Below are 13,960 nucleotides of genomic sequence, written 5' to 3' on the forward strand. Positions count from 1 at the left end.
CGAGGGCAGCGGGGCATCAGGGGAACCAGCAAAGGATCTGTAGCTGTGGGCAAGAGAGGGCGCGCCGCCGAGCGCAGCAGGACGAGACCGGCCGTGGTCGGCGGGCTGATCGCCGTCGTCGTCGCGGGCGGGGGGTTCGGCGCCTACAGCCTGTACGGACCGGCGGGCGACGACGGGTCCACGAGCGCCGACCAGAAGCCGGTGAAGACCGGCCCGCTGTCGGCGGCCGAGGTCCGCACGGCCGCGACGACGTTCCTCACCTCCTGGCAGCGGGGCCGCGTGGCGAAGGCGGCCGCCGTCACCGACGACGCGGCCGCCGCCGAGGCCGCCCTCACCGGCTACCGCGAGGACGCGCACATCACCGGCGTGACGCTGACCCCGGGCCGACGGGCGGGCACCGCGGTCCCGTTCTCGGTGAAGGCGACGGTGACGTACAAGGGCAAGAGCAAGCCCCTTGCGTACGACACGAAGCTGACCGTCGTGCGGCGGGCCGAGGACGGTGTCCCGCTCGTCGACTGGCGGCCCTCCGTCGTGCACCCCGACCTGCGGGAAGGCGACCGGCTCGTCACCGGCGAGTCCGGCACGCCCCCGGTCAAGGCACTCGACGCGGCCGGCGGCGTGCTGACCGAGGCCGCGTACCCGTCGCTGGGCACGGTGCTGGACGGGCTGCGCGAGAAGTACGGCAAGAAGGCGGGCGGCAAGGCCGGCATCGAACTCCGGGTGGTCCGCAAGGCCGCCGCGAAGGGCGCCGACAAGACGCCCGACAAGACGCTGGTGGCACTGAGCGAGGGCACTCCGGGGACGGTGCGCACGACGCTCAGCCCGGCCCTTCAGGACGCGGCCGAGCGGCAGGTGGCGAAGAAGTCCCGGGCGTCGGTGGTGGTGATGCGCCCCTCGACGGGCGAGATCCTGGCCGTCGCGAACTCGGGCCACGGTTTCAACACGGCGTTCCAGGGCTCGCTCGCGCCCGGCTCCACGATGAAGATCATCACGTCGTCGCTGCTGATCGACAAGGGCCTCGCGTCGGCCGAGAAGCGGCACCCCTGCCCCAAGTACGTGACGTACGGCGGCTGGAAGTTCCAGAACGACGACAAGTTCCAGATCAAGGACGGCACGTTCAAGGCGAGCTTCGCCGCGTCCTGCAACACCGCCTTCATCTCCCAGGCGAAGAAGCTGGACAACGGCGACCTGACCGCGCAGGCCCAGCAGGTCTTCGGCCTCGGCATGGACAACTGGTCGATCGGCGTGCCCTCCTTCGACGGCGCGGTGCCGGTGCAGAGCGCCGCGTCGATGGCGGCCTCCCTGATCGGCCAGGGCGGCGTGCGCATGAACCCGCTGAACATGGCGTCGGTGGTCTCCACCGCCAAGACGGGCACCTTCCACCAGCCGTACCTGGTGTCCCCCTCGGTGGACCACCGCGGCCTCGCCAAGTCGTCCCGCCCGCTGTCCCCCGCGACGCGCGCGCAGCTGCGGGAACTGCTGCGGTACACGGCCGCCGCCGGCACCGCCGCCAAGGCCATGTCGGGGCTCGGTCCGGACTTCGGTGCCAAGACCGGGTCCGCGGAGGTCGACGGCCAGGAGGAGCCGAACGGCTGGTTCACGGCGTGGAAGGGCGACCTGGCGGCCGCGGGCGTGGTGCAGGCGGGCGGGCACGGCGGCGACTCCGCGGGCCCGATCGTGGCCGCGCTGCTGCGTACGGGGAGCTGACGTCCACGACCACGCCGCCGCCTGCGGGAAGCTGACGTCCACTTCGCGGAAACGGTTCGCGTGCCCCGTACACCCACCACTACGGTGCCGTGCATGACCGCCGCCGAAGAGCACGCCGCCCATCCCCGATTCGCCGAGGCCCTGCGTGAGGCGGGCCTCGGGGACCTGCTGCCGCGGGTCCGCCGCTTCCCGGAGGCGACGCGCACCGCCGCCGAGGCCGCCGCCGCGATCGGCTGCGAGCTGAGCCAGATCTGCAAGTCCCTGATCTTCGCGGCGGACGGGGTGCCGGTCCTGGTGCTGATGGACGGCGCGTCCCGGGTGGACCTGGAGCTCGTCCGGCGCGCGCTGGGCGCCGGGAAGGTCACCCGCGCGCGGGCGGACCTGGTCCGCGAGACGACGGGGTACGCGATCGGCGGCGTCCCGCCCTTCGGCCACCGCACCAGGACCCGGGTGCTGGCGGACCGCTCCCTGCTCGGCCACGCCACGGTGTGGGCCGCGGCGGGCACCCCCTACGCCGTCTTCCCGATGACGCCCGAGGAGCTCGTCGCCCACGCGGGCGCCACCCTGGCCGACGTCCGCGAACAGGACGTGCCCGCACCGGAGTCGGGCGGCGGGGCCGCCGGGGCGGACGTGCGCGAGCCGACTCCGTGACGCCGCTGGTCACCGCGGCCGTGCTGCTCGCGGCCGTGACCCACGCCGGGTGGAACGCGCTCGCCCACCGCATCACCGACAAGCTCGTCGGCTTCACGCTGATCGCGGGCGGCGGGACGCTCCTCGGGCTGGCCGCGATCCCGTTCGTGCCGTTCCCGGCGGGCGGGGCGTGGCCGTACCTGATCGCGTCGGCCCTCATCCACGTCGTGTACTACGCGCTGCTCATGCGCTCGTTCCGGCTCGGCGACTTCGGGCAGGCGTACCCGATCGCACGCGGGACGGCGCCGCTCGTGGTGACCGTGCTGGCGGCCCTCTTCGCGCACGAGGTCCCCGACCGGTGGGCGGCGGCGGGGATCGCGCTGTCCTGCGCGGGCCTGACGGGGGTCGCGCTGTGGGGTCTGCGCGGACGGCGGCCCCACTGGGCGGCGATCGGCGCCGCGCTGGCCACCGGCCTGTCGATCGCCGCGTACACCGTCGTCGACGGGCTCGGCGTCCGCGCCTCCGGCTCCTCCCTCGGGTACACCGCCTGGCTCATGGCCGCGGAGGGCTGGGTGATCCCGGCGTACGCGCTCCACAAGTGGCGGGGCTCCGCCGTCGCGCGCCTGCGTCCCTTCGCCGCCGTCGGGCTGCTCGGGGCGGTCCTGTCCGTCTCGGCGTACGGCCTGGTCCTGTGGGCCCAGACCCGCGCCGAACTGGCGCCGATCGCGGCACTGCGGGAGTCCTCGATCATCGTCGGCGCGGCCATCGGCGCGGTCTTCTTCAAGGAGCGCTTCGGAGCGCCCCGGGTCGCCGCGGCGGGGCTGCTGGTGGCGGGCATCGGGCTGATGCTGCACGCCGGTTGAGACGGCGGCGCGGGGACGGTCCGGTCCCGGCCGGGCGCCCGCGCGCCCTGCGCCCCCCGCTCAGCCGGCGAGCGCCGCCCGCACCCCGCGTACCAGCGCCTGCGCCCGCGGGTCCGCCGTCACCGTCTTGCGGAAGCCGTTGGTGACGTAGCCGAAGGCGATGCCGGACTCGGGGTCGGCGAAGCCGAGGGGGCCGCCGCGGCCGGGGTGGCCGAAGGAGCCGGGGCCGAGCAGCGGGGACGCCGTGCCGTGCAGCATCCAGCCGAGGCCGAAGCGGGTGCCGACCACCAGGACGCGGTCCGCTCCCGAGGACTCCTCCGCGCGGGCCAGTTCGACGGTCGCCGGGGTGAACAGGCGGGCGCGGCCGTCCACGTCACCGATGAGGGAGGCGTAGAAGCGGGCCAGCGCCTCGGCCGTCGCGATCCCGTTGGAGGCGGGCAGCGCCGCCGCCCGGTACGCCGGGTCGTTGTCGTCGGGGTGCGGGGTGATCGCGGCGAAGGCGCGGCTGGTCAGCGAGGCCGGATCGGCGTAGGCCTCGGCGACGGACCGCTTCGGGCGCATCCGCAGGCTGCTCTCCGTCTCCGGCGGCGCGACCCGGCCCGAGCGCCCCACCCGGTCCCGGCGCGCGTCCGGCAGCCCGACCCACAGGTCGGCGCCGAGCGGTCCGGCGATCTCGTCCGCGATCCAGTCGCCGACGCCCCGGCCGGTGATCCGGCGGACCAGTTCACCGACGAGCCAGCCGTAGGTGTGCGCGTGGTAGCCGTGGTCCGTGCCGGGCTGCCACACGGGCGCCTGCCCGGCGACGGCCTCCGCGGTACGGGCGGGGTCCGCGGCCTCGGCGGGCGTCAGCGGGCGGTCCACCACCGGTACGCCGGCGCGGTGCGACAGCACGTGGCGGACCAGCACCGCCTCCTTGCCCCGGGCCTTGAACTCGGGCCAGTACACGCCGACCGGGGCGTCGAGGTCCACCTGCCCGCGCTGGTGCAGCAGCAGGAGTACGGCGGCGGCGACGCCCTTGGTCGCGGAGTGCACGACGTGCGCGGTCCCCTGCTCCCAGGGCTCGGTGCCGTCCACGTCCCGCGTGCCGCCCCACAGGTCGACGACCTTGCGTCCGTGGCGGTAGACGGCCACCGCGGCGCCCCGCTCGCCGAGCGCGTCGAAGTTGCGTACGAACGCCTCCCGGACCGGCTCGAAGCCCTCGGCCACTGTGCCGTTCACGTCCACGCCCGCCACTCCGTCCACCCGGCCGCCGGTACTCGTACCCGCGTCTGACCTCATACGCGCCGAAGCCGGCGCCAGCGGGTGCAACAGCGGCGCGTCCCGCCCGATTCCTGCGCCCGCGTCATCCGAGCAGGATCGTGACGTCGATGTTGCCGCGGGTGGCGTTGGAGTACGGGCAGACCTGGTGGGCCTCGTCCACGAGGCGGGCGGCGAGTTCCTGGTCGACGACGGGCAGGGAGACGTTCAGGGCGACCGCCAGACCGTAACCGTGCCGGGCGTTGGGGCCGATGCCGACCTTCGCGGCGACCGCGGAACCGGACAGGTCGTATCCCGCGCGGCGGCCCACGAGCACGAGCGCGTTGTGGAAGCAGGCGCTGTACCCGGCCGCGAACAGCTGCTCCGGGTTCGTGCCGTCGCCGTCGCCGCCGAGCGCGGGCGGCATCGCGACCCGCAGCTCCAGCCGGCCGTCCTGGCTGGTCACGTAGCCGTCCCGGCCCCCGTGCGCGGTGGCCTCGGCCACGTACATGATCTTCGTGGGACGCGTGTCGACAGCGGTGCCGTCACTCATGGCCGGCCCTCCCCTGGAAAGGTGTGCGCAACTACATTGCCCACAACGTACCTAGTGGTACGGACTCCTCGTTACCCGGGGGTAGCGACCGCCGGTAACCCACGCGCGCACCGGAGTTCGCGGCCCGCCCCGGGACGGCGGCCCCCGGTGTCAGCGACCCGCGGCGCTCTCCGCACGGCGGGCGAGCTCCCACAGCTCCCCGCGCAGCCGGGCCACCTCGTCCCCGCTCACGCCGGTCGCCGCCGACAGGGCCCGCGGCACGTGCTCCGCGCGCTCCCGCAGCGCCTCGCCCCGCCCGGTCGGCGCCACGAGCACGGACCGCTCGTCGCGGGCCGACCGCTCCCGGCGCAGCAGCCCGGCCGACTCCAGGCGCTTGAGGAGCGGCGACACCGTGCCGTAGTCGAGCCGCAGGGCGCCCGCCAGGTCCTTCACCGTGGTCTCGCCGCGCTCCCAGAGCACCAGCATGACCAGGTACTGCGGGTAGGTGAGCCCGAGATCCTCAAGGAGAGGGCGGTACGCGGCGGTCAGCGCGCGCTGGGCCGCGTACAGCGCGAAGCACAGCTGGTCGTCGAGCAGCAGCGAGCCCGCCGGGGCCTCCGGCGCCGCGGGACCGCCCGGGCCCGTCTCTTCGTTCGTCACGCGCCCATTGTCACGGAGCGCGGGTCGAAGCCGAACGGAAGCTCCAGCCGGTGGCCGCGCATCAGGGCGTCGTCGGAGAGCAGCTCGCCGGTCTTCCCGTCGGCCGCGATGACGCCCTCGCTGAGGATCAGGGCGCGGGGGCACAGTTCGAGGGCGTACGGCAGGTCGTGGGTGACCATCAGCACGGTCACGTCCAACGAGCGCAGGATGTCGGCGAGTTCGCGCCGCGAGGCGGGGTCCAGGTTGGAGGAGGGCTCGTCCAGGACGAGGATCTCCGGCTCCATCGCGAGCACCGTGGCGACGGCCACCCGGCGGCGCTGGCCGAAGGAGAGGTGGTGCGGCGGACGGTCGGCGAAGGACTCCATGCCGACCCGCTCCAGCGCCGTACGCACCCGCGCCTCCAGCTCCTCCCCGCGCAGGCCCGCCGCGGCGGGCCCGAAGGCCACGTCCTCGCGCACGGTCGGCATGAAGAGCTGGTCGTCGGGGTCCTGGAAGACGATGCCGACCTTGCGGCGGATCTGAGCCATGTGCTTCTTGCCGACGGGGAGTCCGGCGACCGTCACGGTCCCGGCGCCCCCGGTCAGGATGCCGTTGAGGTGCAGCACGAGGGTGGTCTTGCCGGCGCCGTTCGGCCCGAGCAGCGCGACGCGTTCGCCGCGCCCGATGGTGAAGTCGACGCCGAACAGGGCCTGGTGGCCGTCGGGGTAGGCGAAGGCCAGCCCGGCCACGTCCAGGGAGGGCGGCGTCACGGCGGTGGGGGTCACGGGGTCCATCCAGACGGGGTCACAGGGTCCATCCCAGCAGACAGACGACGAGGGCGGCGAGGGGGAGGGTGAGGGCGTACGTCCACTGCGCCCGGGACGCGGTCACCTCGTCGATCACCGGCATCGAACCGGCGTATCCGCGGCTCACCATGGCGAGGTGCACGCGCTCCCCGCGTTCGTAGGAGCGGATGAAGAGCGCGCCGGCCGACTTGGCGAGGACGCCCCACTGCCGGACGCCGCGGGCCTCGAACCCGCGCGATTCGCGGGCGATGCGCATGCGCCGCATCTCGTCCGTGATGACGTCGCCGTAGCGGATCATGAAGGACGCGATCTGCACGAGCAGCGGCGGCAGCTTCAGGCGCTGGAGTCCGAGGAGCAGTTCGCGCAGCTCGGTCGTGGAGGCGAGGAGTACGGAGGCGGCGACGCCGAGGGTGCCCTTGGCGAGGACGTTCCAGGCGCCCCAGAGGCCGTTGACGCTCAGGGACAGGCCGAGCACGTCCACGCGCTCGCCCTCCGCGACGAACGGCATGAGCACCGCGAAGGCGACGAACGGCACCTCGATCAGCAGCCGCTTCAGGAGGAAGGGCGCGGGGACGCGGGCCTGGTGGGCGACTCCGGCGAGGAGCAGCGCGTAGAGCGCGAACGCCCACATCGCCTCGCGCGGGGTCGAGACCACGACGACCACGAAGCCGAAGGCCGCGGCGAGCTTGGTGTGCGGCGGCAGGGCGTGCACGGCCGAGTGCCCGTGCCGGTAGAGCTTGTGGGCGTGGCCCGCGCCCATCTCAGACGCCCTCGGGGAGGGACACGGGCGTGGCGTCGGCCGTACGCCGCCTGCGGACCGCCCAGAAGACGCCGCTGCCCGCGACCACGGTGGCGCCGACGCCGATCACGCCCGCGAGGCCGCCGGAGATCCGGGCGTCGGAGACGTCCTTGACGCCGTAGTCGGCCAGCGGCGAGCCGGAGGCGGCGTGCTCCTCCGCCTTCTTGTCGATGCCCTGGTCGTGGGCGACCTTCTCCAGTCCGTCGGGGCTGGCGGAGGCGTAGAAGCTGACGAACCCGGCGAGCACGAGGGAGGCGGCCAGGCCGGCGGCCCACACCCCGCGCCGGGAGGTCCGGGCGGCCACCGGGACGGCGACGGTGCCGGGGGCGTCGACCAGCTCCCCGTTCACGCGCAGCTTCAGCCGCTGCCGCAGGCCCCGCGCTCCGTACACGAGGTCCGGCCGTACGGCGATCACGGCGCCGACGGTGAGCGCGGTGATCGCGGCCTCGCCGAGGCCGATGAGGACGTGGACGCCGATCATGGCGGTGGCGACCTTGGTGATCGAGACGTCCGTGGTGCCGCCGACGGCGTAGATGAGGGTGAAGGCGACGGCGGCGCCCGGGACGGAGAGCAGCGCGGCGACGAAGGCGGCGGCGGTGAGGGAGCGGCGTCCGCGCGGGAGCACCTTCACCAGTCCCCGGAAGACGGCGTAGGACAGCACCGTCGTGACGATCGCCATGTCGGTGATGTTCACGCCGAGCGCGGTCAGGCCGCCGTCCGCGAAGAGGATGCCCTGCATCAGCAGCACGACGGACACGCACAGGACCCCGGTGAAGGGGCCGACGAGTATCGCCGCCAGGGCGCCGCCGAGCAGATGGCCGCTGGTCCCGGCGGCGACCGGGAAGTTCAGCATCTGCACGGCGAAGATGAAGGCGGCGACGAGTCCGGCGAGCGGCGCGGTCTTCTCGTCCAGTTCGCGGCGGGCCCCCTTGAGGCTCACGGCGATGGCACCGGCGGCGACCACGCCGGTGACCGCGGAGACCGGGGCGTTGATGAATCCGTCAGGCACATGCACCGTACGAGGATAGCGCCTTGTTGCGAACAGTTTGCAAGAGCGGTGCCTCATGAATAGTCCCGGTGACCGGGCGCCGACCGGGGCCACTTTTCGGGAAATATGGGACATTGGAGAAGAAGCGGACGCACAGCCTCCGCTCAGGTCACGCAGCGTGAGGAGCCGTCCGATGTCCGTCGTCGAACAGTACGCGCGAGTCCACATAGTCACGGGGTCCCAGGAGGGCGAGAACGCCGTCCCGGTCGTCCTGCGCTACGACCCCGAGGCCGACCCCCGCGTCGTCCGGATCGGCCTGCCCGGCCCCCACGAGTGGAAGTTCTCCCGCGACCTGCTGGAACGAGGCCTGCGCGCCCCCGTCCGCAGCGGCGACGTGGAGATCTGGCCCTGCGGCCGAGTCCAGGCGATCATGGAATTCCACTCCCCCAAGGGAACGGCGGTCGTCCAGTTCGACGCGAAGACCCTGATCCGCTTCCTCCGCCGGACGTACCTGGCGGCGGAGGTCACGCCGGTGGCGCACTGACGCGGGGCGCGGACACCCGCCGGAGCTGCTGCCGGGCTCTGCCCTCGTCCGCCGCCGCGAAGGCGTAGTGCAGTGCGGGCCGGGACGCGGGGCCCAGACGGAGCGGGCGCGGGTCCGCCACTCCTTCCGCGGCGGCTCGGCCGGCGGCCTGCACGGCGTCGGGCCCCAGGGTGAACGCCACAGGCGTCGCGGGCGCTTCACGGCGGGGCCGGATGGTGAGGTCGGCGGGGGCCGCGCGCCTGTGGACGTGCATCGAGGTGAGGCCGTGCCTGGTCGCGAGGATCTCGGCGAGGCCGGTGACCGCGTCCACCGGCAGAGCCCGGCCTGACGAGTAGCCGACGGCGAGACCGACGTGTTCCTCGATCCCCGCGGGCGTATGTGCGACGCGAAGAGTTGCGATCGCCGGCCGGGCGGGGTCGCCCACTGCGACGAGCCAGGTGGCAGCCGACCTACGGGCCCTGGCGCGGGCCAGTTCGGTCAACTGCCGTGTCGACCACGGCAGGTTGACGGGCTCGGCCGTGGACCAGCCGAGCGGCGCGACTCCGGTGAGCGCCACGCAAGCGGCCTCCAGCGCGCCGCCCAGCAGAAGGTGCTCGTCCGCGGGGTGGGTGGTGCGGACGGACAGCACGAGCTGCTTCTCGCCGTCGTCCCCGGCGGTATGCGGTCCGTCGAAGGCCGACGCGGTCGAGCCGGACTCCTCCGCCACCGCGACCGGCGTGAACCGCCCCTCGTGCCAGTGCAGTACGGCGCCGGTGAGCCCGTCGTAGTAGCCGTCTCCGGGGTCCCGGACGACCCAGCGGGAGGGAAGCCGGGTCAGCAGGCCGCGGGTGGGCATGGTGAGCCGGGCGCCGGGCGGGGTGACGATCTGCAGCTCGCGCCCCGTAGCGGTGGCGGTGCGCAGAGCGTCGATGAGCCAGGTCGTGGCGGCGATGACGGGACGGTCCTGGAGGACGACGGCCGCACGGTCGGTGACGATGTCGGGACCGTCCGGGGATGCCTGGTCCTCCGGAATGCCGGCCGGTGGCACGGTCACGACTCCCGTGTGCGCGACGTCCCGCGGCCACGTGGCACCGCCCAGCACCGCGGTCAGCCGCCCCGCGACGGACCCGGCCAACCGTCCGGCCTCCTCGACGGACGTGACCGCCCGCGCCTCCGTCCACCAGAACGGGGCGTCGCAGGCCATGTCCGGTCCCAGCAACCGGGCAGCCTCGCCCGGCACCTGTACGAGGCAGGGGGCCTCGACGGCCACGAGCGCCCGCCCGTCCGCCGCACACAGCCGGACAGCGGCCCCGCCCGCCACCCTCTCCACCTGCAACTCCGGCCCACCGGCGTGCAACCCGGCCAGCAGGGTCAGCGGATCCGGCATGAGCGGCGTGAGGGCTATGACGTCGTGGGTCACGGGATCACCGGTCCTGGAGGTGGGAGGGGCTCGTGGCTCCTACGTCCTGTTGCCGGTCACTCACGGCCGGAGAGGTCCTGAAGCTCCTCCAGCGAGGAGAAGACGCGACGGGACGCCGCGACGACAGCGCCGGCACGGGAGTCACCAGTCCACTTCGACAACTCCCTCAAGGCCCGCGACGGCGGCAACCCTCGCTGCTTCGCCTCACCCAGGCGTGTGAGCCAGGAGGCCGCGACGTCGAGCGCCACGTCACCGGCCGGGGTGTACGGCTCGTAGCCCGCGGCCGCGTCGCCATCAGCCGCCCACAGGTAGCCGACGACCCGACCGCCGAGAGCAACCTCGACAGACTCGACGGGCGAGTCGGTCTCGGCCGCGAACAGTGCCGTGCCTGGAGGCAGCTCCGCCTGAATCCGCGCGGTACGACGCGGAACCTCGAACATGTACCAGGAATCCAGAAGATCCGGGTCCTCGTCCGGCAGGTCCTCGAAACCGGCTTCAGTCGGAATGCCATAGGCAGTGGGGTCGGCCGGAATGACGTCCGCTTCGGTCAGCCGGCTGAGAGCGACGAGCGCGGACCTCAGACGCGGCGCGTTCTCCTGCCGGACCTCGGGCTGCTTGTGGCCGCGCAGGTCATGGGAGAGCCAGGCGTCCGAGAAGGTGTGGAGTGTCAGCGTGCCCGCGCCGCTCGCCCACGCGTCGACGGAGAGCATGAACAACTTCTCGACTCGGCGGGGGCCGCCGCCGACAAAGCTCGTCCCGGGTGTGGACACGTCGACCGTGACCACTCGGATGCTGCTCCGGTCGATCGCGGTGAGGCCGTCGAACAGCCCCTCGCCGGCACGGACAGCCTCGAACTGCGCCCGCCGTCCCTTCACACGGGCCGGAACGGCTTCCCCGTCCTTGGCACCGACCGTGAGTTCAGCACGCGCTTCACCTTCGGCGAGTCCGAGCGCTCTCAGGGTGGACCAGCCGTCGAGAACCTGCCGGGTGGCCCGAGCCAGGAGGTCGTCCCCAGACGCCTGCGTCTTGGTCTCCCACGACCAGCTGCCGACGGGAATCGTCGTAATCACAGAACACCTCGCGGATCGACCTTGGAGCCCGGCGGAATGACGATCGTCCCGTCGTCGAGCCGCAGCACGAACAGGATGCCACGCCCCTTTTCGCTCTTGAACGGATGTTCGCCACGGTGCACTTGCAGGAGTTCTTCCGGGATCCCGCGGGCTTCCCACTCGGCGATTGTCCCCTGACCGTCGATGAGCATGACCTTGCTGTCGGCCGCCGACTTGGTCAGCTGGCCCAGGTTGTCAGGCTTGGTGATCGAGTCGAACGGGTTCTTGGGGTTGTTCAACCGCTTCATCTGATAGCCGTAGCGCCTGCCCGCGTCGTCGGTCACCCTCACATCGATATCCGCCTTGATCGCCGGATTCTTGACCTCGAACTCGATCTGGCGCAGACCGCTTCGGTAGAACTGGTCCCCGAGCCGCAACTGGTCCACCGCACGCGGGAACTGGTCGGCGCGGCCGGAGCCCAGCATGGAGACGGTGTCCTTGTACCCGGGCGCCTGTGACAGGTGGCCGGAGCTGATGATGTCGGCGACTTCCCGCCCGGAAGGCGACGCACCAAGCCTCTCCACGATCTTCTCGACGACCTTGGGCTTCATGGTGTTCTTGGGGATGCCGCGAATTCCTTCGCGCAGCCGGTGCTCGGCCTCGCCGCCCAGCTCCAGAGGCTCTGGGGAAGCGGAATCGGGCACATCACCATCGGTAGGACCGCCATGGGTATTCCCGGGAACTCCCGCGTGATCGGCCGCCGGTGCGGGCTCCGGCTCGGCAGGCAAGCCGTGGCCGGTATCGGAACCACCGCTGCCGTGCCCGCCCCCCGAGTGCGTCCCCGACCCGGCTTGCTGGGGCCCGTGCCCGCCACCCGAGTCCACGTGCCCGGCGTGGGCACTGTCGTGAGGACTCATTCGGTCCGCGGCGTCGTGCGAGGCCTGGGAAGGAAGGTCGTCGCCCGTGCGGGCCGTGGCCTCCGGGGCGCGGGCTCCCGCGCCGACCAGGTCCCGGGGGCGCGCGGTCTCGACCTTCGGAGCCCGGGCCGCGGCCGACGGCTCGTGCGGGGCCGGGCTCGTGTCGGCGACGCCCCCGCGGCCGGGGATGAACTCACCGTCCGAGACGCGCAACTGCGACCCGTCGGAGAGACGGATGACGCTGTGCGCGGCCTCCGAGGCACCGGCCACGTCCGTGGCCGCTCGGATGCCGGAAGTCAGCTCGGAGACCTTAGGGAGAATCCGCGCCGCCGCTCCCACCGTCCTAGTCGCCGCGCCGATCGGGTCGAGGACCTCTCCGATCTTGGCCAGGCCGCCCGCGACCCGCGCGCCCGCACCCGCCTTACCCGCCGCGCCACCCGCTCTGGACGCCGCACCCAGGGGGCCCGCTCCGAGCGTGAGGCCGTTGAAGACGACGGTGCCGGCGGCCTTCGCCGGGTTCGTCCCCCAGTCGTCCCACCCGACCAAGGACTTGGCGAACTCCTTCGCGTACGGCCTGTTCTCGTCCAGCAACCGGTCGAACCCCGGACTGAGGTCGTCCCGTTCGTTCAACGGATCCAGCGCGTAGCCGCCGATGCCGATGAACACCCTTCCCAGGCCGTCCCTCGTCGCGTCCCCCTCCTCACCCGGGCTGAAGAGATTCACCAGACCCTCCACCGCGCCCGCGGCGTTGTCGTAGACGCTGACGCCGAACTCCCTTAGGTGGTAGTCCATTCCGAAGGGCAGCGAGGTGTGGTGTGCCGGGCTGCCCCAGGGAAGCTCGTCGGCCTGCCCCAGCTGGTCTGCACTGAAGCCATAGGCGTTCTTCTGCTTCGGACTCCCGTCGTCGATGTGCCACCGCGTCCCCTGAACCGTCGCGGTGATCCTGTCGGCGCAGGCCACCTCGGCCGCCTGGAAGGCCGCGACAGCCGCGTTCACTCCGTTCCAGATCGCCTGGTGCTCGTCGACTTTGTCCTGATCACTCGTCCAGTCCCGGAAGGCGCCCTGATCACCCTGAACGGATTCCACGAACACCGCTGCCTGTCCGCGCAGCGACTCCAGTCGCTTGACGATCTCGGCGACTTCGACCACGTAGTCGGACAGCGCGCCCGCAACCGTCTCCAGGTCGTCCGCGAAAGAACTCGCCGTTTCCTCCACGGCCTGAGTGGTCGCGAACAGCTGTCCCGCTTCGGGGGCGCTATAGGAAGCGTCGAGATGCTGGAAGCGCGCGTTCACATCAGCACCGTGCTCGCGTATCGCCTGCGCCGCCTGGCGCATCAAACCGATCTCGCGCTGGAGTTCGACCAGATCTCCGGTGAAGGTCGGTATCTTCTCCGGACTGATCACTCGCCGCCGCCCGCCTTCTTATGAGCGGCCGCCAGCAATGACGTCACATCCGGCGCCAACATCGCCTGGCGCTGGGCGTTCCAAGCCTGCTCCAGGTTCCCCGCGACATAGGCGTTGGTCGCCTCCACCGCCCCGTTTGCCGAGTTGCTCGCACGTAACGGCAAAAAGGCCACGTCCGTCTCGGTCCCCTGGACGAACTGGCCCAGCGCCACGGCGACGAGGCCTGCCGCCTGGCCGGCGGCACCCGCCTCACCGCCGAACGTCAGGGTCCCGGCCGACTCCATGGCACCCTGCACGGACTGGCCGTACAGCGTGATTCCCGCGTTCATTCCGTCGGCGGAGTCCCGCACCTTGGAGATCACCGACTGCACTCCTGCGGGCGCGATGTCCCAGCCTGTCACGCCAACCCCCGTGATTCACGCGTGTGTTCAGGAGATCCATGTGTAT

Annotated in this window: 14 protein-coding genes; 4 read left to right on the forward strand and 10 right to left on the reverse strand. The window is 72.4% G+C overall.

All coding sequences use genetic code 11. The features are described 5' to 3' along the window. The first annotated feature begins 45 nt into the window (after window positions 1–45). The 3 genes from ACZ4VA_RS23810 (at window position 46) to ACZ4VA_RS23820 (ending at window position 3,200) form a co-directional block, all read left to right on the forward strand. Window positions 46–1,707, forward strand: a complete 1,662-nt coding sequence (locus ACZ4VA_RS23810) for a penicillin-binding transpeptidase domain-containing protein (RefSeq protein ID WP_355790327.1) — start codon at window positions 46–48, stop codon at window positions 1,705–1,707. Between the two features lie 93 nt (window positions 1,708–1,800). After that, window positions 1,801–2,358 (forward strand): YbaK/EbsC family protein, encoded by a 558-nt coding sequence (locus tag ACZ4VA_RS23815; RefSeq protein ID WP_355793104.1) that lies wholly within the window; start codon window positions 1,801–1,803, stop codon window positions 2,356–2,358. Further along, window positions 2,355–3,200, forward strand: coding sequence for an EamA family transporter (locus ACZ4VA_RS23820; protein WP_355793098.1), 846 nt, complete (start codon window positions 2,355–2,357; stop codon window positions 3,198–3,200). Before ACZ4VA_RS23815 ends, ACZ4VA_RS23820 begins: the two co-directional genes overlap by 4 nt. Before the next feature lie 60 nt (window positions 3,201–3,260). On the opposite strand, the gene ACZ4VA_RS23825 is transcribed toward ACZ4VA_RS23820, so the two are convergent. The 6 genes from ACZ4VA_RS23825 to ACZ4VA_RS23850 form a co-directional block, all read right to left on the reverse strand. Beyond that, a complete protein-coding gene (locus ACZ4VA_RS23825; protein ID WP_356239496.1) occupies window positions 3,261–4,424 on the reverse strand; it encodes a serine hydrolase domain-containing protein in 1,164 nt (387 codons plus the stop codon). A gap of 118 nt (window positions 4,425–4,542) precedes the next feature. Next, window positions 4,543–4,989, reverse strand: a complete 447-nt coding sequence (locus tag ACZ4VA_RS23830) for an organic hydroperoxide resistance protein (RefSeq protein WP_355793102.1) — start codon at window positions 4,987–4,989, stop codon at window positions 4,543–4,545. A gap of 150 nt (window positions 4,990–5,139) precedes the next feature. Further along, window positions 5,140–5,628, reverse strand: coding sequence for a MarR family winged helix-turn-helix transcriptional regulator (locus tag ACZ4VA_RS23835; protein WP_356239493.1), 489 nt, complete (start codon window positions 5,626–5,628; stop codon window positions 5,140–5,142). Continuing rightward, window positions 5,625–6,401: an energy-coupling factor ABC transporter ATP-binding protein gene (locus tag ACZ4VA_RS23840; protein ID WP_355793074.1), complete on the reverse strand. Its 777-nt coding sequence runs from the start codon at window positions 6,399–6,401 to the stop codon at window positions 5,625–5,627. Before ACZ4VA_RS23840 ends, ACZ4VA_RS23835 begins: the two co-directional genes overlap by 4 nt. A 10-nt stretch (window positions 6,402–6,411) precedes the next feature. Then, the gene (gene cbiQ / locus ACZ4VA_RS23845) at window positions 6,412–7,173 is read right to left on the reverse strand and encodes a cobalt ECF transporter T component CbiQ (RefSeq protein ID WP_356163965.1); all 762 of its coding nucleotides are present in this window, start codon (window positions 7,171–7,173) and stop codon (window positions 6,412–6,414) included. Between the two features lies 1 nt (window position 7,174). Then, window positions 7,175–8,227, reverse strand: a complete 1,053-nt coding sequence (locus ACZ4VA_RS23850; protein ID WP_356163963.1) for an energy-coupling factor ABC transporter permease — start codon at window positions 8,225–8,227, stop codon at window positions 7,175–7,177. Between the two features lie 166 nt (window positions 8,228–8,393). On the opposite strand from ACZ4VA_RS23850, the gene ACZ4VA_RS23855 reads away from it, so the two are divergent. Further along, window positions 8,394–8,744: an SsgA family sporulation/cell division regulator gene (locus ACZ4VA_RS23855; RefSeq protein ID WP_356163961.1), complete on the forward strand. Its 351-nt coding sequence runs from the start codon at window positions 8,394–8,396 to the stop codon at window positions 8,742–8,744. Here ACZ4VA_RS23855 and ACZ4VA_RS23860 read toward each other — a convergent pair. From ACZ4VA_RS23860 to ACZ4VA_RS23875, 4 genes are read right to left on the reverse strand one after another with little or no spacing between them, the layout of a single operon-like run. Then, window positions 8,725–10,143 carry a DUF6177 family protein gene (locus ACZ4VA_RS23860; RefSeq protein ID WP_468082476.1) on the reverse strand — a complete coding sequence of 473 codons (1,419 nt, stop codon included), beginning with the start codon at window positions 10,141–10,143 and terminating at the stop codon, window positions 8,725–8,727. The two genes, ACZ4VA_RS23855 and ACZ4VA_RS23860, sit on opposite strands and share 20 nt — an antisense overlap. Window positions 10,144–10,199: 56 nt before the next feature. Continuing rightward, entirely contained in the window at window positions 10,200–11,213 is a 1,014-nt protein-coding gene (locus ACZ4VA_RS23865; protein ID WP_356163959.1) for a hypothetical protein, read from the reverse strand. Beyond that, window positions 11,210–13,513: a hypothetical protein gene (locus tag ACZ4VA_RS23870; RefSeq protein ID WP_388905001.1), complete on the reverse strand. Its 2,304-nt coding sequence runs from the start codon at window positions 13,511–13,513 to the stop codon at window positions 11,210–11,212. The genes ACZ4VA_RS23865 and ACZ4VA_RS23870 overlap by 4 nt, the downstream gene beginning before the upstream one ends. Continuing rightward, window positions 13,510–13,914 (reverse strand): DUF6507 family protein, encoded by a 405-nt coding sequence (locus ACZ4VA_RS23875; RefSeq protein ID WP_355793815.1) that lies wholly within the window; start codon window positions 13,912–13,914, stop codon window positions 13,510–13,512. The genes ACZ4VA_RS23870 and ACZ4VA_RS23875 overlap by 4 nt, the downstream gene beginning before the upstream one ends. Window positions 13,915–13,960: the final 46 nt, after the last annotated feature.

The organism is Streptomyces sp. NPDC028308 (genome assembly GCF_055565855.1).